Origin of the sequence: Enterococcus hulanensis (assembly GCF_005405485.1) — a bacterium.
Lineage (GTDB): Bacteria > Bacillota > Bacilli > Lactobacillales > Enterococcaceae > Enterococcus_A > Enterococcus_A hulanensis.
In genome coordinates, this window is record NZ_BJED01000027.1 from 1 (window position 1) to 20830 (window position 20830).

Annotated in this window: 20 protein-coding genes and 1 pseudogene; 13 read left to right on the forward strand and 8 right to left on the reverse strand. The window is 44.0% G+C overall.

The genetic code is table 11. From position 1 onward, the window contains the following. Positions 1 to 312 precede the first annotated feature (312 nt). Genes FFR60_RS20820 through FFR60_RS20830 form a run of 3 tightly spaced genes read right to left on the reverse strand, consistent with a single transcriptional unit; the run spans position 313 to position 3457 of the window. Complete coding sequence (locus FFR60_RS20820; protein ID WP_137665656.1) at positions 313 to 1026, reverse strand: GntR family transcriptional regulator; 714 nt, start codon at positions 1024 to 1026, stop codon at positions 313 to 315. Continuing rightward, on the reverse strand, positions 1007 to 2056 hold the full coding sequence (locus tag FFR60_RS20825) for an ADP-ribosylglycohydrolase family protein (protein ID WP_137665657.1): 1050 nt from the start codon (positions 2054 to 2056) through the stop codon (positions 1007 to 1009). The genes FFR60_RS20820 and FFR60_RS20825 overlap by 20 nt, the downstream gene beginning before the upstream one ends. Before the next feature lie 21 nt (positions 2057 to 2077). Beyond that, positions 2078 to 3457 carry a PTS transporter subunit EIIC gene (locus FFR60_RS20830; protein ID WP_137665658.1) on the reverse strand — a complete coding sequence of 460 codons (1380 nt, stop codon included), beginning with the start codon at positions 3455 to 3457 and terminating at the stop codon, positions 2078 to 2080. 376 nt (positions 3458 to 3833) lie between these two features. Between FFR60_RS20830 and FFR60_RS20835 the strand changes: the two genes are divergently transcribed. From FFR60_RS20835 to FFR60_RS20845, 3 genes are read left to right on the forward strand one after another with little or no spacing between them, the layout of a single operon-like run. Beyond that, positions 3834 to 4313, forward strand: coding sequence for an Rrf2 family transcriptional regulator (locus FFR60_RS20835; protein WP_171004995.1), 480 nt, complete (start codon positions 3834 to 3836; stop codon positions 4311 to 4313). An 11-nt stretch (positions 4314 to 4324) separates the two neighbouring features. Then, positions 4325 to 4513 (forward strand): hypothetical protein, encoded by a 189-nt coding sequence (locus FFR60_RS20840; RefSeq protein ID WP_088935620.1) that lies wholly within the window; start codon positions 4325 to 4327, stop codon positions 4511 to 4513. A gap of 56 nt (positions 4514 to 4569) precedes the next feature. Beyond that, the gene (locus tag FFR60_RS20845; protein ID WP_137665660.1) at positions 4570 to 5541 is read left to right on the forward strand and encodes a choloylglycine hydrolase family protein; all 972 of its coding nucleotides are present in this window, start codon (positions 4570 to 4572) and stop codon (positions 5539 to 5541) included. Positions 5542 to 5608: 67 nt separating this feature from the next. Here the strand turns inward: FFR60_RS20845 and FFR60_RS20850 are convergent, their stop codons facing one another. Beyond that, complete coding sequence (locus tag FFR60_RS20850) at positions 5609 to 6361, reverse strand: MurR/RpiR family transcriptional regulator (RefSeq protein WP_088935622.1); 753 nt, start codon at positions 6359 to 6361, stop codon at positions 5609 to 5611. A 260-nt stretch (positions 6362 to 6621) separates the two neighbouring features. Between FFR60_RS20850 and FFR60_RS20855 the strand changes: the two are divergent. The 10 genes and pseudogenes from FFR60_RS20855 (at position 6622) to lysS (ending at position 18404) form a co-directional block, all read left to right on the forward strand. Then, a pseudogene (locus FFR60_RS20855) lies at positions 6622 to 7845 on the forward strand (PTS sugar transporter subunit IIC). 18 nt (positions 7846 to 7863) lie between these two features. Then, the gene (locus FFR60_RS20860; protein ID WP_137665661.1) at positions 7864 to 9192 is read left to right on the forward strand and encodes a 6-phospho-beta-glucosidase; all 1329 of its coding nucleotides are present in this window, start codon (positions 7864 to 7866) and stop codon (positions 9190 to 9192) included. 155 nt (positions 9193 to 9347) lie between these two features. Further along, positions 9348 to 10001, forward strand: coding sequence for an ArsR/SmtB family transcription factor (locus FFR60_RS20865; RefSeq protein ID WP_137665662.1), 654 nt, complete (start codon positions 9348 to 9350; stop codon positions 9999 to 10001). A 111-nt stretch (positions 10002 to 10112) separates the two neighbouring features. Continuing rightward, a complete protein-coding gene (trxB, locus tag FFR60_RS20870) occupies positions 10113 to 11039 on the forward strand; it encodes a thioredoxin-disulfide reductase (protein ID WP_443093132.1) in 927 nt (308 codons plus the stop codon). Positions 11040 to 11053: 14 nt separating this feature from the next. Continuing rightward, the gene (gene trxA, locus FFR60_RS20875; RefSeq protein WP_137665664.1) at positions 11054 to 11362 is read left to right on the forward strand and encodes a thioredoxin; all 309 of its coding nucleotides are present in this window, start codon (positions 11054 to 11056) and stop codon (positions 11360 to 11362) included. A 123-nt stretch (positions 11363 to 11485) separates the two neighbouring features. Next, positions 11486 to 12247 carry a hypothetical protein gene (locus tag FFR60_RS20880; RefSeq protein WP_137665665.1) on the forward strand — a complete coding sequence of 254 codons (762 nt, stop codon included), beginning with the start codon at positions 11486 to 11488 and terminating at the stop codon, positions 12245 to 12247. A gap of 265 nt (positions 12248 to 12512) precedes the next feature. Then, positions 12513 to 14516 carry a MucBP domain-containing protein gene (locus tag FFR60_RS20885; RefSeq protein WP_137665666.1) on the forward strand — a complete coding sequence of 668 codons (2004 nt, stop codon included), beginning with the start codon at positions 12513 to 12515 and terminating at the stop codon, positions 14514 to 14516. Positions 14517 to 14741: 225 nt separating this feature from the next. Then, the gene (locus FFR60_RS20890; protein ID WP_137665667.1) at positions 14742 to 15527 is read left to right on the forward strand and encodes a glucose-1-dehydrogenase; all 786 of its coding nucleotides are present in this window, start codon (positions 14742 to 14744) and stop codon (positions 15525 to 15527) included. Positions 15528 to 15547: 20 nt separating this feature from the next. Continuing rightward, positions 15548 to 16399, forward strand: coding sequence for a GRP family sugar transporter (locus tag FFR60_RS20895; RefSeq protein ID WP_137665668.1), 852 nt, complete (start codon positions 15548 to 15550; stop codon positions 16397 to 16399). Between the two features lie 532 nt (positions 16400 to 16931). Further along, the gene (lysS, locus tag FFR60_RS20900; protein ID WP_137665669.1) at positions 16932 to 18404 is read left to right on the forward strand and encodes a lysine--tRNA ligase; all 1473 of its coding nucleotides are present in this window, start codon (positions 16932 to 16934) and stop codon (positions 18402 to 18404) included. A gap of 180 nt (positions 18405 to 18584) precedes the next feature. On the opposite strand, the gene FFR60_RS20905 is transcribed toward lysS, so the two are convergent. From FFR60_RS20905 to FFR60_RS20920, 4 genes are all read right to left on the reverse strand, one after another. Further along, the gene (locus FFR60_RS20905; protein WP_137665670.1) at positions 18585 to 19049 is read right to left on the reverse strand and encodes a GyrI-like domain-containing protein; all 465 of its coding nucleotides are present in this window, start codon (positions 19047 to 19049) and stop codon (positions 18585 to 18587) included. A gap of 85 nt (positions 19050 to 19134) precedes the next feature. Continuing rightward, positions 19135 to 19764 carry a DUF998 domain-containing protein gene (locus FFR60_RS20910; protein WP_137665671.1) on the reverse strand — a complete coding sequence of 210 codons (630 nt, stop codon included), beginning with the start codon at positions 19762 to 19764 and terminating at the stop codon, positions 19135 to 19137. Further along, a complete protein-coding gene (locus FFR60_RS20915; RefSeq protein WP_137665672.1) occupies positions 19757 to 20395 on the reverse strand; it encodes a TetR/AcrR family transcriptional regulator in 639 nt (212 codons plus the stop codon). The genes FFR60_RS20910 and FFR60_RS20915 overlap by 8 nt, the downstream gene beginning before the upstream one ends. A 203-nt stretch (positions 20396 to 20598) precedes the next feature. Then, positions 20599 to 20799 (reverse strand): hypothetical protein, encoded by a 201-nt coding sequence (locus tag FFR60_RS20920; RefSeq protein ID WP_212741913.1) that lies wholly within the window; start codon positions 20797 to 20799, stop codon positions 20599 to 20601. Between the last annotated feature and the right edge of the window lie 31 nt (positions 20800 to 20830).

The following is a 20830-nucleotide window of genomic DNA, read 5'->3' on the forward strand; positions in this document are numbered from 1 at the left end:
AATTGGCAATAAAAGCAACAAAAAAAGGAGTGGATTTCTCCACTCCGAAAAAAGTCTAACTTTTTGGGGTCACTACAAATCTTTCTTTTGAGGGTATTTTTATGCTATTTGGAATTAAAGAGGAATCCATTGAAGAGCCAGCGGCAGAATCAGCTGAAATTTAAACCGGCAATGATTGTCTTTGGCTGTTAAGAATAATTCAATTGAAATAGTAAATAGGGGCTTCTCCTGTTTTACTAAGATGGATATTTTTGAGATAATAAAAAATCCCTCATGTGAACTTGATTCAGTTCACATGTGGGATTTCTATTTTTAAGGTACCTGTAATTGTACATTATAACGGTAACGATCACCGCGATAGAAAAATTCAGTATATTCAATTAGACGATCTTTTTGATCTCGAGTGACTCGTTCAACATATAATAGCGGTTTGTTTTCTTCTATATCCAAACATTCTGCTAGTTGCTTATCTGAGACAACAGATTCTATCGTTTCTTGGGCTTTGGTTACTACAAAGCCTTTTTCCCGTAATAACTTATACAAAGAAGCGTCAGGCGCCTCTAGTTCTTCCACCGCTAGTTGAATGAAGGAAGGGCAGTAAACTCTTTGGAAGCTGATGGGAATCCCATCTACCCAGCGAATCCTTTCATGGCAGCTAACCGTAGCCCCTTTAGGTAGTTCCAAATGAGAGCAAACAGTTGGATCAGCGACCACGGATTCATTAAAGGCGTACAGAGATGAATGCGCATCACGATCATTGTTTTCTTCTGTGAAACTTAGTAAAGTTTGCAACTGAAGTGACTCTTTTTGGCTTAAAACGATGGTTCCAACTCCGTGTATCCGTTGCAAATAGCCTTCATCCACTAAAAGTTTTACCGCATGACGTACTGTAATGCGACTAACATTAAAGCGCTGTTGTAACTCAGGCTCTGCCGGGAAAGTCTCCCCAACAGTGTATCCACCATTAATAATTTCTTGTTTTAATTCTTCGTAAATTGCTAAATATTTAACACTGTTTCCTTTCATGAAACCCCACCACATCTGCTAATGAATTTGCTAGTTGAACTAGATTAAAATCATTGGCAAGCTGAACGGTTTCAAATAAGGAGTGGAATTGTGGGTCAGATAAGTCAATAAAGGCCCCCACCATAGAACCGACAATCGTCGCAATGGTATCTGTATCATATCCAATATTTACAGCGTCAATGACTGCTTGTAAAACATTTTCCTTATTTAGAGCAACAATCCCAAAAGCGCAAGGAACCGCTTCCGAAATATGCAACCCGCTGCCAACGATTTGCGAAAGTTGACGTAATTTGTCTTCTTTCGTTCCAACACCGTTAACAATAGTATACGCTAGTTGAATACGATCTACAACATTAGGTCCGGCCACTTCACGTGAGACTTCTTTAGCCAAAGTTTCTCCTCGAACGGCTCCATAGAAGCCCGCGGACAGCACATCATTTATTGTAGCATGGGGTGCTAAAGACACACTTGTTGCCACCGCAACAGCACAAGCTCCAGAAATTGCCAATGAGTTATCATGGGTTACTTGAGCGATGGTGATCGCGGCCTCAAGAGCCCCCTCAATATCATTTGGATGTAAGATCCCTGCTGGAGCAATTTTCATGGCTGCTCCGTTAGTCGCTTTTGAAGCATAGTCTACCGTAACTGCACCTGGGAGCGGCTTCATTTTTAAAGAAGGGTCCTTATACATTGCGATGGCGCTTCTGGTAGTTGGTCCTGCAAATCGATCAAAATACATTGGAACATCTGACCAAGCTAGCATTGCTTTGATTACAGTATCTTTGGTTAATGAGCCATCATTTTTTAAAATTTCATTGCATAGAAAATAAATTTGAGAGAAATCATCTGTCACTTGTCCAGCTTCACTGCCTAAAGCAAACGCCGTTTCACCTGGTTTTTTGAAATCAGTCACTTCTGAGCCAAAAAGAGTTCGAATTTGGTCAAAGGATAGATTTTCTGTTGCTGCGCCCATGGCATCTCCGATCGCCGCCATAGCTAAAGTTCCTTGGATTTTTGAATGTAAAGTCATAAATTTTTTTCCTCCTGTTGTCTATTTTGTCTGTGTCATTTCTGCTTCTGGGTCCTTGACGCCTAATATAAGTGTTAAAATCATTCCACCGAAAAATGAAATCGCCAAACCGATTACATATGCCCATAAGGTTGGTCCTGCAAAAGCAGGTATCGTAGTTAAGCCGCCAAAAACAAAGGCGTTTCCGATAACATCGAATGCCCCCATGAATGCTCCGCCCAATGCTGCACCTAAACAGCCTGCAACTAATGGCGTTTTAAATTTGACGCCTAAACCATAAATGGCTGGTTCAACAATACCGGATAGAAAGACGGAAGTGATTGCCGTCAATGAAAAGGTCTTCAGTTTTTGATTCCGAGAGCGCATGAATATGGCAAAAGCCGCACCTGCCATTCCAAAGTTTGCCGTTGCTCCATAGGCAATAAAGGCTGAATGTCCTGTCCGAGCTATTTCAGGAATGATGACCATTGTATTAGGCGCCCAATGGACTCCAAACATGATCAAAATATTCCAAATCCCACCGATCACAGCTCCAGTAACAATTTGATTAATATTCGCTAACCAGCCAACGATATTTGCAATTCCAATACTTAAGTAATTGCCAAGAGGACCAAAAACACCTACGACGACGGGAACCAAAACGAATAGCAAAATAGTTGGAATTACAATCATATGCAAACTATTAGGCAATTTTTTCTTCATGAAGTGTTCCAAAACAGATTGTAACCACACAGTCAGAATCGCCGGAATTACTTGACTTGTGTAATTGAACACAGGCATTGAGATTCCAAAGAAACGAATCAGATTTCCGCCGTCTCCTTGGATGAGATTAATGAAATCTGGCATAATCAATGCGCCTAAAATTGCTACTGCAATATACGGACTAGTTTTAAACCGATTTGCTGAAGTGACTGCTACTAGCAGCGGTAAAAAATAGAAAACGGAAGTAGCTGCTAACGTCAGCATTAAATTTGTTGTACTTTCTGTCGATAACCACCCCAGCTCGTTTGCTAAAATGGTAAAGCCTCGCAATAAACCCGATCCAGCAAGAAGCGGCAATAATGGTGAAAAGATACTGACAACCAAAGCAACAAAATCATTCAACAAATGTCTTTCTTTCGTCTCAGCCTTCAAATCTTCCGAAGTAGAGGGGGAATCTAAATATTTAATAAATGCGTCATATACCTCTCCAACATTTGTTCCAATGACTATTTGAAAACCTGAATCTTTGTCAACGATTCCAGTTACGCCATCTAATTCTTGAATATCTTTTTTCTGTACCAAATTACGATCCTTGAACTGTGGTCGTAGCCGTGTAGCGCAGTGTGTAATTGATTGAACGTTTTCTGAACCTCCCATAAGTTCTAATAATCGCCTTGCTAAAGCTTCTGTTGATTCCATAATGTTTTCCTCCTTGTCTAATTATGATTGCTATATTGGATAAGACGTTATAACGTCTTATCCTCTAAGGCGAGTATACAATAGAATTATCTTAATGTAAACGCAATCATTTATCTTTTTTAAAAAAAGTGTTCGGAAAATCATTTTGCTGTGTTCAATATTTCAAGGGGAAAGTGCTAAAAGTAGGCGGAAGTTCAGTTATGATTGATCCTTTTTCAATAGAATCGAATAAAAGTTTGGAGATGAATGTAGGCGCCGTTTAATTTTCTAAATGATGTAGAATAGAAGGTATTTTTTATGCAAAAAAATTTCCACAGCTTATTCGTAGACAAAAAATATCTATGGATATATAATATCCGTAGAAAGAGGTGAGTGTTTGAAATTATCGTCATCCTACGTTCAAGCAATCGGAATTTTGGTTATGTTAGCGGAGCTGCCTGATAATGAAGCACTGAAATCTAGTGAAATCAGCAGACGGATGAATGTCTCGCATACGTATTTGCAAAAGATCGCCACCAAACTAAAGCATGCCGATTTGATCGAATCATATGCGTCAAAGCAGGGTGGGTATAAGTTGAAAAAGTCGAAAGAAGCGATTACTTTTCTTGATATTTTTTTAGCGATTGAAGGAGAAAAGTCCTTTTTATCCAACATAAATCTTGCACCGATCGATGCGATGTTTATCGACAAAAAATTGGTCAAAGAAAAAGCGGATGTGGTGATTGGGATTCATTCGCAAGCGCAAAAGATGTATCTGGAGCAGTTACAAGCCCATCTGCTAATCGAGATTTTACCAAGGGATTCTGATGGCAATTATTTAGAGATTGATTGGAAAAAGTTTATTAGTGAAGAATAGGAGAGAGTGTCATGTCATTTAAAGAAGAAATTGAAAAGTTAAAAGAAGGCTTTGAGCAAACGAAGGAACAAGGGGCTGAGCTTGGAAAGAAATACAGCAAAGAAGGCAAAAGCATTGGCGAAGAATATGCTGAAAAAGGGAAAGCTGTTGGCAAACAGTTTAAAGATTTGTCCTCGACGATCAAGGATCGCTTCAAATAAGCGAGGAGTTGTTACGGCTGCAAAGAGTCTTAATTTTTGATAAGGAGCAATGGATCATGTGTACTAGTCTAACGTTAACAAGTAATAATCAGCAGCATTTTTTAGCACGAACAATGGATTTTGGTTTTCAGCTGGATGGAAGGCCAGTCGTAATTCCAAGAAATTATGCTTGGAAAAAGCAGTTAGAAGAATCCCAAGAAACGCGGTACGGTTTTGTCGGAACGGGTCGAAACTTGGACGAATATTTTCTGGCGGATGGCGTGAATGAACAGGGACTTGCGATCGCCGAACTTTACTTTCTCAATGAAGCAAAATACAGCTCAGAGGTAAAAGAAGATCGGGTGAACCTGGCGCCCCATGAGTTCATTATGTGGGTATTAGGCGAAATCGCAAGTATTGCTGAATTAAGAGAACGAATGACGGAAATTAACCTAGTCGAAAAGGAAATACCTTTACTAGGTTTCGTGCCGCCGCTGCACTTTATCATCACTGATCGGACTGGAGAAACGGTGGTCGTTGAATCGGATAGCGGAGAGTTAGTGATAAAAGAGAACCCAGTTGGTGTAATGACCAATAGTCCTGAATTTGGTTGGCATTTAAAGAATCTAAACAATTATTTGAGTCTGCAACCGAATAATTTTGCTAATAAAAAAATCGGTGATTATGAAGTTCAGCCGTTTGGACAGGGCTCGGGTACTTTTGGCTTGCCTGGCGGGTATACATCGCCAGAAAGATTTGTTCGTACGGTATATTTGCGGTCATTAGTGGATGCGGATGCGCCATTGAATGCGTTGTTTAAAGTTTTGGACAATGTCACGATTCCCAAAGGTGTCAATATCAAAAATGACGGCTCGGTCGATTATACACAGTATCGCGCGGCTTTTGATGTGACAAATTTGACTTACTACTTTAATCCATATGAGAATCAGGAAATTTTCGAGCTGGTATTGGATGAAGAACTGCTAAACAAAAAAGAACCGATCGAATTTGAATATAATCGTAAGTTCAAAACGACAGTGCTGCATTAACATAGCTTTTATAAAGTGAAAAAAGATGATCCAATGGGGAGAGCAAATCCTCAATGGATCATCTTTTTTAATTTTTTTGTTTGATCGCGTACACTTCTCTAGCCAGCATTTCCAGAATATAGGTGACGGGCAGCTGGGAGGTGATGTTGGTTTCTTTGTACATTTCGGTATTGGTGTAGTAGGGAATATTGACATCTGAAAGCTTGGCGATGGGCGAATTAGAACTATTTGTGATAGAGATGACATGAGATTTTCTCATTTTTATGTGATTCATACATTCGATGATGTCTTCATTTTCGCCTGAAACAGAGAGCGCCACCAAACAGATCCGGGTATTCAGCTGATCAGAAATATTATCCAGCGGTGTGTTCAACGGGTCTTGGATGTTCAATGCTAAGGTAAACAAAGAAGAAAAGAGCATCGCGCCATAGCCGGCAAAAATACTGGACGTCCCGATCCCAGCAAACAAGACCAAATCGGATTCCTTTAAAATATTGACGGCATTCATAATATCCTGCTGAAAGTCAAAATTACTGGTTCGTTTTAGGAACTCAATAAAGGGCAGTTCATCGATCGCCTGAATCGTGGTAGTTGTTTGAGCTTGTTCATTTGCGTACAGTTGAAGCTTTATTCGAAAGTCCGCATAGCCTTCGCAGTCGAATTTTTTACAAAAGCGGATGATGGTGGACGTACTGACATGAACGGCTTCGGCTAAATCCCTGACCCGCATGTAACAAACTTTATCCAGATTTTTGATGATGTAATTATAAATATCGACTTCGACATTTTTCAAATCTACCTGATTAGGAAGAAATAGCATTTGGACACCTCTATTCTGTACTCATTTGCTTCGATTATACGAGATGAAAAAACACTTATCAAGGATCAGATAGCGGATTGGGAAATGGTACAGGGCGTTACATTTATGGAACAAATACCAAAAAAATGCACATGCTCCAAGATGGCGATAAAGCGTTTACGTAAGCGGTTAATTTTTTTATACTGCGAGTATCAAAGTTAGAGGAGGCAATAAAAATGAATAAGTTTTTAGAGTGGATGCAAAGAGTTATTATTCCCCCGATGACAAAATTAGGGAACCAAAGACATTTAGTAGCTGTTCGTAATGGGTTGGCGCTGACGCTTCCGGCCATTATCAGCGGGAGTGTGTTTCTGATCGTCGGAAATATTCCGATTGAAAGCTGGCTGAATTTTATCGCGCCGTATGAAAACATGATCAATGCTGCGGTGAATGCTTCGTTTGGAATTATTTCGTTATTAGCTGCTGCAGGGATCGGGTATGAGTTGGCGAAGAGCTATTAAGTGAATGCTATTTCATCAGCCGGATTATCGATTATGGCTTTTATCATTACACAATTGTCAAATGATTTTGTGATCGATCCAGCTGGATTTGATTCGACCGGATTGTTTACGGCGATCATCGCCGGAATCGTTACTGCCGAAATTTACAATTTCTGTATCAAACGTAATTGGGTCATTCGACTTCCGCAAGGGGTTCCGCCGGCAGTCAGTAATTCATTTGTGTCGTTGGTGCCGGGAATGATCGTATTGCTGCTGTTTTGGATCATTCGTGTGCCATTCCATTTTGATATCACACAATTTATTGAGCACATTTTCTCTCCATTGCTTTTTGCATTGAACAGTTTGCCGGGGATTCTTCTATATACCTTCTTAGTGAGTCTGCTTTGGTGTGCGGGGATTCATGGCGATATGACGCTGGAGGGTGTGGCCGATCCGATTTTCTTAACCTTTATCGCCGCAAATGCGTCGGCCTTTGCTAAGGGAGAAACACTGCCGTACATCACGGCTTCAGGATTTTCCAGCTTGTTTGTCAATGTTGGCGGGACAGGTGCCACGTTGACCTTAGTATTATTGATGCTTACGTCAAAAGCTAAAACCTATAAGCAATTAGGCAAGGTTGCTTTGCCGGGGTCCCTGTTTGAGATCAATGAGCCGGTCATCTTTGGTTTTCCGATTATTATGAATCCATTAATGATGATTCCATTTATCGTGATCCCCTTAGTTTTAGCCACCTCAAGTTATTTACTGATGTCGATCGGATTGATCGCAAAACCGATCATGGTCGTGCCATGGACGATGCCTCCGATTATCGGCCCGTTGATGGCAACCGGCTGGGACTGGCGTGCCGCAGTCTGGTCGGCCGTTGAAATATGTATCGCGATCGCTATCTACTTCCCATTCTTCAAAATGGCGGAAAAGGAAATGCTGGCCAAAGAAGGAGAAGAATTAAAAGAAGCAGAAGCAACAGAATTACTTAGTGAATAGAAATGAGGAAGAGCAAACATGTCGAAATTAAAAGTAGTTACTATCGGCGGCGGATCAAGCTATACGCCTGAACTCGTCGAAGGATTTATCAAACGTTATCAGGAATTTCCAATCAGCGAACTGTGGCTGGTAGATATTGAAGAAGGCAAACACAAGCTGGAGATCGTTGGCGCGATGGCGAAACGAATGGTCCAAGCAGCCGGGATCGACTGTGAAGTCCATTTGACGCTGGACCGAAAAGCGGCTCTAAAGGATGCTGACTTTGTTACCACGCAGCTGCGAGTCGGACTTTTGGATGCAAGAATTTTAGATGAACGGATTCCTTTGAGTCATGGCCTGATCGGTCAAGAAACCAATGGAGCAGGGGGGATTTTTAAAGCCTTGCGAACGATTCCAGTTATTTTGGAGATTGTCGAAGAAATGAAGGAGCTTTGTCCAGCGGCGTGGCTGATCAACTTCACGAATCCTGCTGGTATGGTAACAGAGGCGGTATTGCGCTACGGAAAGTGGGACAAAGTCGTTGGGCTGTGCAATATTCCGGTGAATGCAGTGGTAGAAGAAGCGGAAATTTTGCAAGAAAAGCCGGAGGACCTGTTTTTCCAATTTGCCGGAATCAACCATCTGCATTGGCATACAGTCGTCGATAAATTCGGTCATAATCGAACTGACGAATTGATACAAAAGATGTATGGTGAAGGCAACAGCCAGTCGATCGTCGCTAATATCAAGGATAACGAATTGATTTTAGAACAGGTGGAGAACCTACATATGGTGCCTTGTCCGTACCATAATTATTACTATTATACTGACAAGATGCTGGCTGAAGAATTAGTAGACTTCAAAAATCATGGCACGCGGGCAGAAAAAGTGAAGGAAATCGAAGCGGAGCTTTTTGAATTATACAAAGATCCCAACTTGGATTACAAGCCTCAGCAGCTTGCTGAAAGAGGGGGCGCCCGTTATAGCGACGCGGCCTGCGAAACGATCTCTTCGATCTATAATGATAAGCGCACGGTAATGACGGTTAGCACTAAAAATAATGGCACGATTTCAGATTTGCCGGCTGACTCGGCGGTAGAAGTCACCTGCATGCTAACGGGAAATGGTCCGGTACCTTATACGTTCGGTTCCTTCAAGCCGCAAGAGCGTGGCTTGTTACAATTAATGAAAGCCATGGAGGAATTGACCATCGAAGCGGCGGTCACGGGAGATTATGGCACACTGCTGCAAGCATTTACGATGAACCCTTTAATTACCAGCGGCGATGTCGCAAAAACAGTGATGGAAGAGCTTTTGATCGTCCATAAGAAATATTTACCTAATTTCTTTGAAAAAGTACCTGTCTAAAATAGCTTAGTCCAGCAAGTTCGCTTGCTGGGCTTTTTTTCGTGTCGGAGCCCTTAGTCAAGTGAAGCTCGAATGGTTGACAAAGAAACAAAGGTATATTACTATTCAACTAATCGGTTGAATAGATTTCGGTTAATGGATTGGAGGGATCAGAGATGAATCAAGATACCAATAAAGACTATTTTCGCGAATATGCTCAAATGGGCAAAGCCTTGTCGAACGAGAACCGGCTAGAGATTCTTAGCTTATTGATACAGTCAAAAAAGACCGTTGAAGCCATCGCGGAGGAAACGGGCCTTTCAATCGCCAACACATCGAAGCATTTGCAGGTGCTGTTAAAGTCGCATTTAGTCAGAAATGAGCGCTATAAGAATTTCTTTTATTACCGTTTAGCAGACGAAAAAATCGAACAAATGCTGACGAACTTCTTAGAGGTCGCGCAAGAACAGATCCAACAGCAGCATCTCGTGAAGGATAAATTCTTAGGCGAAGCCGCAGAAGAATACACCGTTTCGATTGAGGAGATGGAGGAAAAGATCCAACGAGAAGAAATTGTTCTGGTGGATGTCCGTCCTAGCGATGAGTTTGAAACGGCGCACATTCCCGGCGCCGTCTCCATGCCGATTGAAGAGCTGAATACGCTGGTGGAAGGGTTGCCGCAGGACAAAACGATCGTGGCCTATTGCCGCGGACCGCATTGTGTCATGGCCAGCAAAGCGATCGATATTTTAGAACAATCAGGGCGAAAAGCCGTCAAGCTCGCACAAGGCGTCAACGACTGGAAATTACATAAAAAAGAGTCGATCTGATGAAACACGGACTCATTTTTGTAAGGCAGTGAATACTTTAATAAGAAGAAAGACTTCCGTTCTGCTTTTTGCAGAATTAATATTTTAGTATGAAGAAGGAGAATGAACATGATCTATGATGTTGTAATTATTGGAGCTGGACCGGGGGGAATGACCGCGGCTTTGTATGCTGCTCGTTCAAATTTATCGGTTTTGCTATTGGAAAAGGGCTTGCCCGGCGGTCAAATGAACAACACCGCCGAAATCGAAAACTATCCGGGCTTTGAATCGATCTTAGGACCGGATCTATCAATGAAGATGCTGGCAGGGACGGAAAAATTTGACGTCGCTTTGAAATATGACACGGTTGAAAAAATCGAAGAGCAGGATGCGCTTAAAAAAGTCGTTGGTTCAAATGAAACGTATTTGAGCCGAACGGTAATTATCGCCACTGGCGCGGTCCATCGGACATTGAATGTTGAAGGGGAAGAGAAGTATTCCGGCATGGGTGTTTCCTACTGTGCGGTTTGTGATGGCGCCTTTTTCAGAAATAAGGAGTTGTTAGTGGTGGGGGGCGGTGACTCTGCCGTTGAGGAAGCCATCTATCTGACGCAATTTGCCTCGAAGGTGACGATCGTTCATCGCAGAGATGCCTTGAGAGCTCAGAAAATCATTCAAGAGCGGGCCTTTAATAATGAAAAGATCTTCTTTGAATGGGACGCGGTGATCGATGAAATCAAAGGGGACGCTATGAAGGTGACCTCGGCCATCTTAAAAAATCCGAAAACGGGCGAAACGAAAGAAGTCTCGGCTGACGGGGTCTTCATTTATGTTGGGTTAGATCCGATCACAGAGCCGTTCCTTGATCTAGGGATTGTTAACGATCAGGGCTGGATCGAAACGGATAATCGGATGCGCACGGCGGTTTCCGGAATCTTTGCGATTGGCGATGTGCGGGAAAAAGAACTGCGTCAAATTACCACAGCCGTTGGCGATGGCAGTATTGCCGGTCAAGAGGCGTACAAATATATTGAAGAGCTTTCAACAATAACTGTTTAGGATAGGTGAAGAAAATGAGAGAAATTAACGATCAAGAATTTGCAAATGAAACCAATGATGGATTAGTGCTAATCGACTTTTGGGCGCCATGGTGCGGACCGTGCCGGATGCAATCACCGATTTTGGAGCAGGTGGCAGAAGAATTAGGCGATAAGGCAACCTTGGTGAAAATGAATGTTGATGAAAATCCAGAAACGTCTTCAGAACTTGGAATCATGAGTATTCCGACAATGATCATCAAAAAAGACGGCAGAATTTTGGATAAGCTGATCGGTGTTCATAGCAAGGATCAAGTGACCGAAGTATTGAATCAATTCGCTTAAAATCAATCGACCCTAGATAATGAGCGCTGACGGATAGGCTGTCAGTTGGACCTGTTATCTAGGGTCTTTTTGGCGTATAATATAACAGAATAATCCTTGAAAAAGATATTGGGAGGAAACATAATGAAAATAATCCGCTATGCGCTGTTAGGCGTTTGTTCCGTATTTCTATTATCCGGCTGCAGTTCTGGGAAAGAGGCTGATACGCCGGCAAGTTCGACAGAAATCAAGGTCTCTGTAACCGCCAAAAGCGACCCGGCAACGTCAGAAACCGTGTCAACTCGATCCTCCGATACTCAAACGACTGATACCCAAACGACGCAGAGTTCTAGTGAGACGGAATCCGTGGCAAGTCAAGGGGTTCGTCTGAGCGATGCCCAAAGAGAGCAAATTAATCTGGCGTTTCTTGAATGGGCAGGCCAGCGTGCGGCGATCGGGAATATGGCGGTCAGTGGGTGGTATTTTGATCACGGGGCAGCGGGGCGCGGCGATTGGTACGCGAATACCCCTGATGGTCAGGTCCAAGTCCAAAATCAAGACTTGCCTGGGAAAAGTGCGTTTCCGATTCGGGCGATCGGCGGCTGCGTTTTTTATACGTCAAAGGATGGCGGTATAGGCAAGCAAGAGCTTGCCGCTGGTTCATTCGCAGAAAATTATTCGGTAAAAATGGATTTTACGAAGCCAGTGAGCAAGTATTTGCTGGGGGACAATGGTGTCGTGTATGAACTAAAATCAGGCAACGGTGAGATGGTGAGTACCAACACGGGATTTGGCGAATATGCCGACGATGGGAGTGTCGGCGAGTATACACCGAGAGCGGCCTTCCAAATCTCAGAAGACCAGGCGGCACAAGAGAAGCTGCAGGAGCTGATTCAGAGGTATTAAATTGAACAGAATAATAAAGTATCAACAAGGCCCCAAATCACAGGCTGATTTGGTGCCTTGTTTTTTGTGTGAAAGCGGATCGGGGGTTGTTTGTGCTTAAATTAGTTTTTAAACGATTATATTCCAGTGTATATATTAGTGGGAAATTTCTTTAGAAAGATATTAGAATTATTTTACACTTAATTTTTTTCAGAAAGTCATTTATTTTCCGAAAAATTATGGTTATAATGATGTTATATTTCGAAAAGTTATTAGGAGGAATAAAGTGGATATTGTGAATAGGGGTTTTAAAAATAGAATGAAACGTGGTTTTTCTTTGGTTTTAGTGAGTACGGTAATGCTTTCCAGCTTCCCTTTTCAGGTAGCAGCTGAAAGTATCTCGACGGCAACGACAGCAAGCACCGAAACAAAGGAAGTACAGCCGACCGCCTCAAGTACGATAAAGCAAGAAACAGCTAGTTCCGTTAAGCAGACCAGCAGTACTACGAGTGAAACAAAGGAAAAAAAGGTGGAACGGACACCAAGAGCAGAAGCCGTAGAAACGTGGATGCCCGATGAGAATCTAAGGAAACTCGTGGCCGTAAAGCTTAGTAATAAAGGCACCACGGTGAATCCCGAGGACTTGACCAAAGAGATGATGGCTAATCTAACCGATCTGACCTTTGACGTCTATCCATCCCTATTTCCAGCCGAAACAGTCATCGACTTTACCGGGCTGCAATATGCGACTGGGATATTAAACCTTAATACAACGTATATAGAAGCCATCAATATTCCCGACATTAAGTTAGGAGAAGGGGCTTTTGCCTATGTGCGGCCCAATGTTTTGTCTCACATTGTACCTACCGGAACCGTGAAACAATTAGCTATTCAAGGAAATAACGACAGCGGCATTCCTTCGGCTGAATTGACCGGAGTAGGAGCGGAGATCAATCGCCTGAACCCGACCGACATTCTGCGGGTTATTTCAACGGATATGACTGATTTTTCTTCTTTAGGAATAACAGCAGACGTAGGAAAAGGAGTTTTTTCCAGTACAGATTATACGCGAGAAAATCCTATAGAACTGCCAGCATTAAGTATCGCAGCGGATCATGAAGGAGATATCGTATACTCGCAAAATGTCTTGAAAGCAGCAAATGGGTATTCCCTTCTTTCGGATCAAAGTGGTGCGCCTCTACCAAATGTTCAATTTTTAAATGCGAATAAGGTAGTATTGGGGCCGGGTTCACCGATGCTAACCGAAGAAGGATTGGTTTTCTTTAGTATTCCAGACCCGGCAGAGTATATTTTGGTAAATTACGGCATCCTTGCTCGAGGATTTCAACGGACGGAGTATGGACTTTCAGCCTTGATCCCAATTCAACGAGCCGTACAAGCTGAAGATGTGACCGTCAAGTATTTAAATGAAGATGACGAGGAAATTCAGACAGAGAAAAAGATTAGCGGAAATATCGGTGACGCCTATGACGCGACGACCGCCGACTACAAATTTGATACGATCGACGACTACGAGCTGGATGTCACGCGATTGCCAACGAATGCAACAGGTACACTGGATGCTACAGCGAAAACAGTCGTTTATCGTTATAAGAAAAATCCAGTGCCGCCAGTGACTAGTACGGTTACCGTGAAATATGTGGACGAAGCAGATGCAGAGATCCGCGCATCGAAAACGATCACAGGCAATGTCGGCGATGGGTATGATGCAACGACCCCAGAGTACAAACTAGCGACGATAGATGATTATGTTTTAGATGAAAGCAAGCTGCCAACAAATGGCACCGGCACAATCGAAGCAGCAACGCAGACAGTCGTTTATCACTATAAGAAAAATTCAGTACCATCAGCCGCCAGTAAAGTCACGGTTCAATACGTTGACGAAGCGGGCAAAGAGCTGCGCGATTCTCAAACGATTACTGGAAAAATCGGCGTGGACTATGATGTGACGACAGCAGAATATAAGCTAAGCAAGATCGGTGATTATCAACTAGTTGAAGATAAATTACCGACAAATGCCAAAGGTAAATTTGGCGAGAAGGATGTACTGGTGACTTATGTCTACAAGAAAGGGACGACGTTAGCCAATACATCAACGGATACTGCTAATCCAGGCAGACATTCGATCGTAACGTGGGCTAGATCTGCCAGTCAGAAAGTCTTACCTAAAACTGGTGAAAATAATGTTCTGTCAAATCTGCTGGTCTTCGCAGGTTTGGTGATCAGCGTTTCTGCGTTGATGATCTTCGTCAGAAAACGCCGTATTTAATTAAGTAAAATAAGATGACTCCATCCTGCAACAAAAGGGTGGAGTCATTTTTTTCGTCTATTTTATTAGTATCTAAAAAGATCAACTATCGGTTGTTTATAACGGGAATTTGGTGATTCTGAGCGTTTTATTATGAAAGTTTATTGGAACAGGGTAGGATATTTACTAAAAGTACGATGAAAAATCATTAAACAACTTACTAAAACACGTAAAGGAGAGAACAGGATGTATACCGACTTAAAAAACAAAGTAGCGATCATCACTGGCGGATCGAAAGGAATCGGCACGGCCGTATCGGAACGCTTCGGCCAAGAGCAAATGAAGGTCGTCGTCAACTATCATTCAGATGAAGAAGGGGCCCAAGAGGCGGTCGAGCTGATCGAAAAGGCTGGCGGCAAAGCCATCGCGGTTCAAGCGGATGTATCCACAGAAGAAGGCAATCAGGCGCTGATCGATGCGGCGATCAAGGAGTTTGGCGATCTGGATCTGTGGGTCAATAATGCGGGGATGGAAAATCGCTATGAGACCCACAAGCTGCCGTTGGAAGAATGGGAGAAGGTAACCAAAGTCAACTTAACCGGCGTCTTTTTAGGAACGAAGGCGGCGCTGAATTATTTTCTTGAGCAGGACAAAAAAGGCAATATCATCAATATGTCCTCGGTCCATGAACAGATCCCTTGGACGACTTTTGCTCATTATGCGGCTTCAAAAGGCGGGGTAAAACTCTTTTCTGAATCCGTCGCGATGGAATACGCGGCTCGCAACATTCGGGTGAACTGTATTGGACCTGGCGCGATCAATACTCCGATCAATGCCAAGAAATTCGAAGATCCGGAGCAATTAAAGACCACCACCAGCATGGTACCGATGCAAAGAATCGGTGATCCTAGCGAGGTCGCGGCAGCGGCGGCTTGGTTAGCCTCGGAGGAATCCAGCTATGTCACAGGGATCACGCTGTTCGTGGATGGCGGAATGACGCTTTATCCAGCATTTCAAGGCGGCAAAGGCTAAAACAGAAAGGACTGTAACGGATGAATATTTTAATTGCATTAATTCCAGCGATCGGCTGGGGGATTCAACCGCTGATTTTGAAAAAAATCGGAGGACGTCCCGTCAATGAGATTTTAGGAACGGGGATCGGGACACTGCTCGTCGGTCTGGTGGTCTACTTTTTCTTTACCGATCAGAGCCTTTCTCTAGGAACATTTATGCTGGCGATGGCCTCAGGTGCTTTTTGGGTGATTGGTCAAACGGGGCAATACATGGCCTTTAATTTGCTGGGGGTTTCAAGAACCATGCCGATCTCAACCGGTTTGCAGCTGGTGGGAACTTCCTTGATTGGGATGCTGCTTTTTAACGAATGGGCCGGAACGACTTCACGGATCATTGGCTTTGGGGCGATCATCTTATTGATCATCGGCGCGGCATTGACTGCGGTAACCGAGGATTCCAGCAATAAGAGCGGATTGAGCAAAGGGCTGATCATCTTGGCAACCACAAGCGTTGGGTACTGGGTATACAGCGCACTGCCAAAATTAGTCGATGCCTCTGGCGCGGCGATCTTCTTCCCGCAAATGCTGGGAGTATTCGCAGCAGCACTGATCTACGTTCTCTTCAAACAGCCAACAGCGCTGAAAAGTGACAAGAGCTATAAGGCCGTGATCGTCGGGATCATCTTCAGTATCTCAGCCTTTGCCTACATTTTCTCAGCACAAGGCAATGGCGTTGCGACAGCCTATGTGATCACACAGCTGAATGTCGTGATCTCGACACTCGGCGGCATGTTCATCCTTAAAGAGAAAAAAACGCCGAAGGAATTGCGCTACACCTTGATCGGCTTAACACTGATTGTTGTCGGCAGTATTATTACTACGTTTTTATAGAGGAGCAAGCTCCACAGTTGGAGAAAATATAAAAAATAACCATTCGCTGAAGCTTTTGACAGAGGAGCGATTCTTTGTCAAAAGCTTTTTTGGATCGATAAATTTCAGCGAAAATGAACGATCAAAAAATAACAGAAAATCCAACGCCAATACGGTCGAAAATTAATTGGAAATCTGCGTTATTCACATTATTTTAAGCTTGACTTCTCATCGGCTTTATGTGATTATACTAAGAAATATTGAACGCGATGAAGAGAGAATGTTTGCTTCAGCTTTTGTTACAGAGAGCCCTCGGTTGCTGAAAGAGGGTACAAAAGAGACTTACTGAAAAGACTCTGAGCGGCGCACCGACTATACAGGTTTGTATTGAGACTGCGATGGGAATGCCCATTATAGCATCAGAGTATCGGCTAATTGCCCGTACTTGCAGAGATTTGTGCCGAGAGGCATAGATGAAAAAAGATGGTACCACGAAACAAAGCTTTCGTCCTTTTATGGACGGAGGCTTTTTTTATTATAAGGAGGAATCGAGATGGAGAATTTATCATTAGAAGAGGTCAGGATCGCAAAGGTAAAGGAGATAAAGACTCCTTATCCTGACAGATATGAAGTAAATGAAGAGATTTGCAAGGTGGCTTCACTAGAAGATGGGACGACAGACGTGAAAATCGCAGGGAGAATAACCGCTTTTCGAAAAATCGGAAAGCTCACGTTTTTCCGAATCTCCGATATCGCGGGGCAAGTCCAAGCCGCCATCAAAAAAGATGAGGTCGGTGAGGAACGCTATAACCACTTCCAGCAAATCATTGACACAGGTGATTTTATCGGACTGGAAGGGTCCATCTTTACCACCAAAACCGGAGAGAAAACGTTAAGAGTCAAGGCGTATACTTTTTTGGGAAAAAGCTTCCTGCCGCTGCCGGAGAAATTCCATGGCCTGCAGAATTCTGAGCTGATCTACCGTCAACGCTACCTTGATTTGATTATGAATCAGAAGACCAAGGAGCGCTTCTTGTTGCGGACGAAAATGATTCAGGCGATTCGCCGTTATTTGGAAGAGGAACAATACATTGAGATCGAAACGCCGGTATTGACCAATCAGCCTTCTGGTGCCTTGGCGAAGCCTTTTGTCTCGCATCATAATGCGTTAGATATCGATGTCTTCCTGCGGATCGCTCCTGAAACGTACTTAAAGCGGGCGATCGTTGGCGGGTTTACGAAGGTGTTTGAATTTGCCCGCTGTTTTCGCAACGAGGGGATGGACGCTACCCACCTGCAGGATTTTACGATGCTGGAAGCCTATTGCGCCTACTATAATTATTTAGATAATATGAAATTCCTGCAGCGCATGCTCGTTTCAGTGATCGAAAAAGTTTTCGGCAAAACCGCGATTACCATCAATGATCATTCGGTCGAATTTGCCGGCGAGTGGCCGATCGTCACCTTCCGAGAGCTGCTGATAAAAGACTGCGGCATCGATATCAACCAGTTCGAAACGGCGGAAAGCTTATTGGCTGAAATCAAAAGAAACAAGATTGAGCTGAATACCAGCGACGATTTAGCTGCGATGGGAAAAGGAAATTTGATTGATCTGCTTTATAAAAAAGTGAGCCGCCCGCAAATCATTCAGCCCACATTTTTAACAGAGCACCCGATTGAGCTGTCACCACTGGCGCGAGCCAATGACCAAGATCCGCAAATTACCGATCGTTTCCAATTAATCATTAACGGCGCTGAAATTATCAATGGCTACTCAGAGCTGGTCGATCCAGCCGAGCAAGCGCTCAGACTTGAAGAACAAGCCCAGTTAAATAAAGACGGCGACCAAGAAGCGATGGTGATGGACACGGAATACCTTACTGCGATGCGGCATGGGATGCCGCCAATCTCCGGCTGGGGAATGGGGATTGATCGTCTGATCCAAGTAATCACCGGAACACCGAACTTAAGAGATTCCGTGCTGTTTCCGCTGATGCGCCCTGATAAAAAAGGTGAGGAAATGTAGGTGGTGTTTCTCTAATGTCAGAAGATCTGCCCGTAAGACGGCTTGATACGGATGAGAAAATCAATGAGTGGATGCTGGAAGATGTGTAAGCTTTGGGACTACACAGCAAACCCTAGACCAGATCCACATCCCAATACACCCAAAAGCCCCCATCAAAATCTTGATGGGGGCTTAACCTCGTCATCTCACAGGCATATACATCTCTGTCAGATATTCGTCTTCCGGCTGTTCTTCGCCGTTCAAATAGTGATAATAGATGCCGCCGGCTGGTTCGTAACCATGGGCGGGGAGCCAGTTCATCAGCTCTTCTAAGGTAGGATCTTGCTTTTCGTAGGGGCCGCGATCGATGGTGAGCGCGATCTTGCGGATCGGGTTTGTCTGGGTTTGCACCTCGCCCTTGCCCTCAAGCGGTCGCGGCGTGGCGAAGCCGATCTCCACATCCAAGGCTTCCAGATCGATATTGTGGAAGCAGACGATCGGGCCGCTGCTAGGCTGTGCCTCGTTTTCTTCGATCAGAGCAAGGATGCTGCCGACCGCCGTTCCCATCAGCTCTGAGTATTCTTCAAAAAAGTTAATCGTCCTGCGCAGCGTCAGCAGGTGCTGTTCTGGCAGTTCCTTGATCATAATATCCGCGATTCTAGTCATTGTACGCCCTCTTTTCATTTTCTATTGTGTCATAGAAAATCATAGCAAAGAGCATCCGATTCCGCTTGTCCGTCAGTGCTCAATTCTAGTCGGCAAAGTCACGAAACAAATAAACACCCAAAACGGCATTAAAGCCCATCGCCGCGAAAACGCTGAACCGTTCGGGGATGCCGAAATAGTCGCGGGGCACCGCATTGACGCCAATCGCTCCTGCGATCATGAAAAAGAGGGCAAGCAGCGCCCATTTTGCTAATGAGGGATGGGATTTTCCGCGAAGGCAGCTAACGATAATCACCAGCAGGGAAGCCAGCGACAGGACAACCACCAATACCGTGACAACGACGTGCATGATATCCTGAAAAGTCCCCGCAAATCCGCTGTCCGTCAAAGGAAACATCCCATAGCCCACCGCCGATAGACACATCATCACCGCAAATAAATAAATCCCCAGACGCAAAGCGCGGGTCAGTTTTCCTTGAATATAAACGCAAAGCACCGTAGCAGATACGACGCTACCGACACCAGATAGCGAAGCCAACTGATTCCAGACGATGCGCGAAGGGGCGTTCTCGGCACTCAGATCACTGACCGCCTGCGCCATCCAATCGTAGCCGGGATATGCCAGCGGGCTGAACACGACCGCCGCGGTATAAGATAGCAGACTGACCACACCCAGTAGCCCCAGCCAATGAATCAAACCGCGTTTCTTACTCATAATCGCAAGCCTCCATCCGGTACAACTGATAAAACTGGCGAATATGCCGCTCCAACAGCTCCACACATTCCATTTCTCTGTCCGAATGACGATCACAGATCGACAGCAAAAGCTGGATCGGCGCGTAAAAATGCAGCGCCATGACCTGCGTATCCCACGCCTCCAGCACGCCCGCTTGGACCAGCATAGCAAACAGCATTCCCTGATAGCTCAACGGGTCATCCGCATATTGCTTGGTATACATCGCCGCAAGCTTGCTATCCTGAAACTGCTCGATCGTCAAAAGCTTGCGAAAATCCGCCGCATACCCATCATGCAAAAAGAAGTCAAACAGCCTTCTCCCCAGCACCACCAGTTGATCCTCCGACATGCCATCAAACAAGGGCGCGTCCGCCTTACCATCACGACCATCCAGCATTAAGCCCGCCATATTTTTCTCATAGCGCGCGTTCATTTCTTGCAGCACGGCATCGAAAATCTCCTGCTTGTTTTTATGGTGCTTGTACAAAGAAGGGGCCTTGATCCCGACCGCCTGTGCAATCTCATCAACACTCACCGCGCCATACCCCTTAGTGGCGAACAGCCGCGCCGCTTCAATGACGATCCGTTCTTTCGTAGGTAATTTATCCATCGTTGTTTCTCCTTGGCTAATAGTTGTTAGCCTAAGTTTAGCTAATAATCATTAGCCTGTCAAACTATAACAAAACCAGAGCATAAAATAAACAAGACGTACGAAAATTACCCCTGCAATCAAACGATCGCAGGGGTAGTTTTCGTACGATTGATCTTCATAATCAATGCAATTTCCTTTCTGAGTATGAAATGGGCGTACCATCATTTATGTTCATTTTCTATCTTTTTGATCGTTTCAAAGTCTAATTCAGTAGCTTCTACGATTTTCTCTATAGGAAAGTTCATCTTGATCAACCGAAGAGCAACTTTTCTCTTCACTTCCTCAATCCCTTGTTCAATCCCTTGCATTCGAGCAGTAGAGATTACGGCATCAGTGATGGCTTTTGACTTATTGATTTTCATAATCATCTCTTTTTCCTTTCTAAGTATGAAA

What these genes read in the sequence shown, in the direction of transcription:
- FFR60_RS20840 (WP_088935620.1), top strand. Translation starts at nt 4,325, where the DNA reads ATGTCATTTAAAGAAGAAATTGAAAAGTTAAAAGAAGGCTTTGAGCAA.
- FFR60_RS20920 (WP_212741913.1), bottom strand. Translation starts at nt 20,799, where the DNA reads ATGAAAATCAATAAGTCAAAAGCCATCACTGATGCCGTAATCTCTACT.
- FFR60_RS20890 (WP_137665667.1), top strand. Translation starts at nt 14,742, where the DNA reads ATGTATACCGACTTAAAAAACAAAGTAGCGATCATCACTGGCGGATCG.
- FFR60_RS20825 (WP_137665657.1), bottom strand. Translation starts at nt 2,056, where the DNA reads ATGACTTTACATTCAAAAATCCAAGGAACTTTAGCTATGGCGGCGATC.
- FFR60_RS20820 (WP_137665656.1), bottom strand. Translation starts at nt 1,026, where the DNA reads ATGAAAGGAAACAGTGTTAAATATTTAGCAATTTACGAAGAATTAAAA.
- FFR60_RS20830 (WP_137665658.1), bottom strand. Translation starts at nt 3,457, where the DNA reads ATGGAATCAACAGAAGCTTTAGCAAGGCGATTATTAGAACTTATGGGA.
- FFR60_RS20865 (WP_137665662.1), top strand. Translation starts at nt 9,348, where the DNA reads ATGAATCAAGATACCAATAAAGACTATTTTCGCGAATATGCTCAAATG.
- lysS (WP_137665669.1), top strand. Translation starts at nt 16,932, where the DNA reads ATGGAGAATTTATCATTAGAAGAGGTCAGGATCGCAAAGGTAAAGGAG.
- FFR60_RS20880 (WP_137665665.1), top strand. Translation starts at nt 11,486, where the DNA reads ATGAAAATAATCCGCTATGCGCTGTTAGGCGTTTGTTCCGTATTTCTA.
- FFR60_RS20895 (WP_137665668.1), top strand. Translation starts at nt 15,548, where the DNA reads ATGAATATTTTAATTGCATTAATTCCAGCGATCGGCTGGGGGATTCAA.
- FFR60_RS20845 (WP_137665660.1), top strand. Translation starts at nt 4,570, where the DNA reads ATGTGTACTAGTCTAACGTTAACAAGTAATAATCAGCAGCATTTTTTA.
- FFR60_RS20915 (WP_137665672.1), bottom strand. Translation starts at nt 20,395, where the DNA reads ATGGATAAATTACCTACGAAAGAACGGATCGTCATTGAAGCGGCGCGG.
- FFR60_RS20910 (WP_137665671.1), bottom strand. Translation starts at nt 19,764, where the DNA reads ATGAGTAAGAAACGCGGTTTGATTCATTGGCTGGGGCTACTGGGTGTG.
- FFR60_RS20860 (WP_137665661.1), top strand. Translation starts at nt 7,864, where the DNA reads ATGTCGAAATTAAAAGTAGTTACTATCGGCGGCGGATCAAGCTATACG.
- trxA (WP_137665664.1), top strand. Translation starts at nt 11,054, where the DNA reads ATGAGAGAAATTAACGATCAAGAATTTGCAAATGAAACCAATGATGGA.
- FFR60_RS20905 (WP_137665670.1), bottom strand. Translation starts at nt 19,049, where the DNA reads ATGACTAGAATCGCGGATATTATGATCAAGGAACTGCCAGAACAGCAC.
- FFR60_RS20850 (WP_088935622.1), bottom strand. Translation starts at nt 6,361, where the DNA reads ATGCTATTTCTTCCTAATCAGGTAGATTTGAAAAATGTCGAAGTCGAT.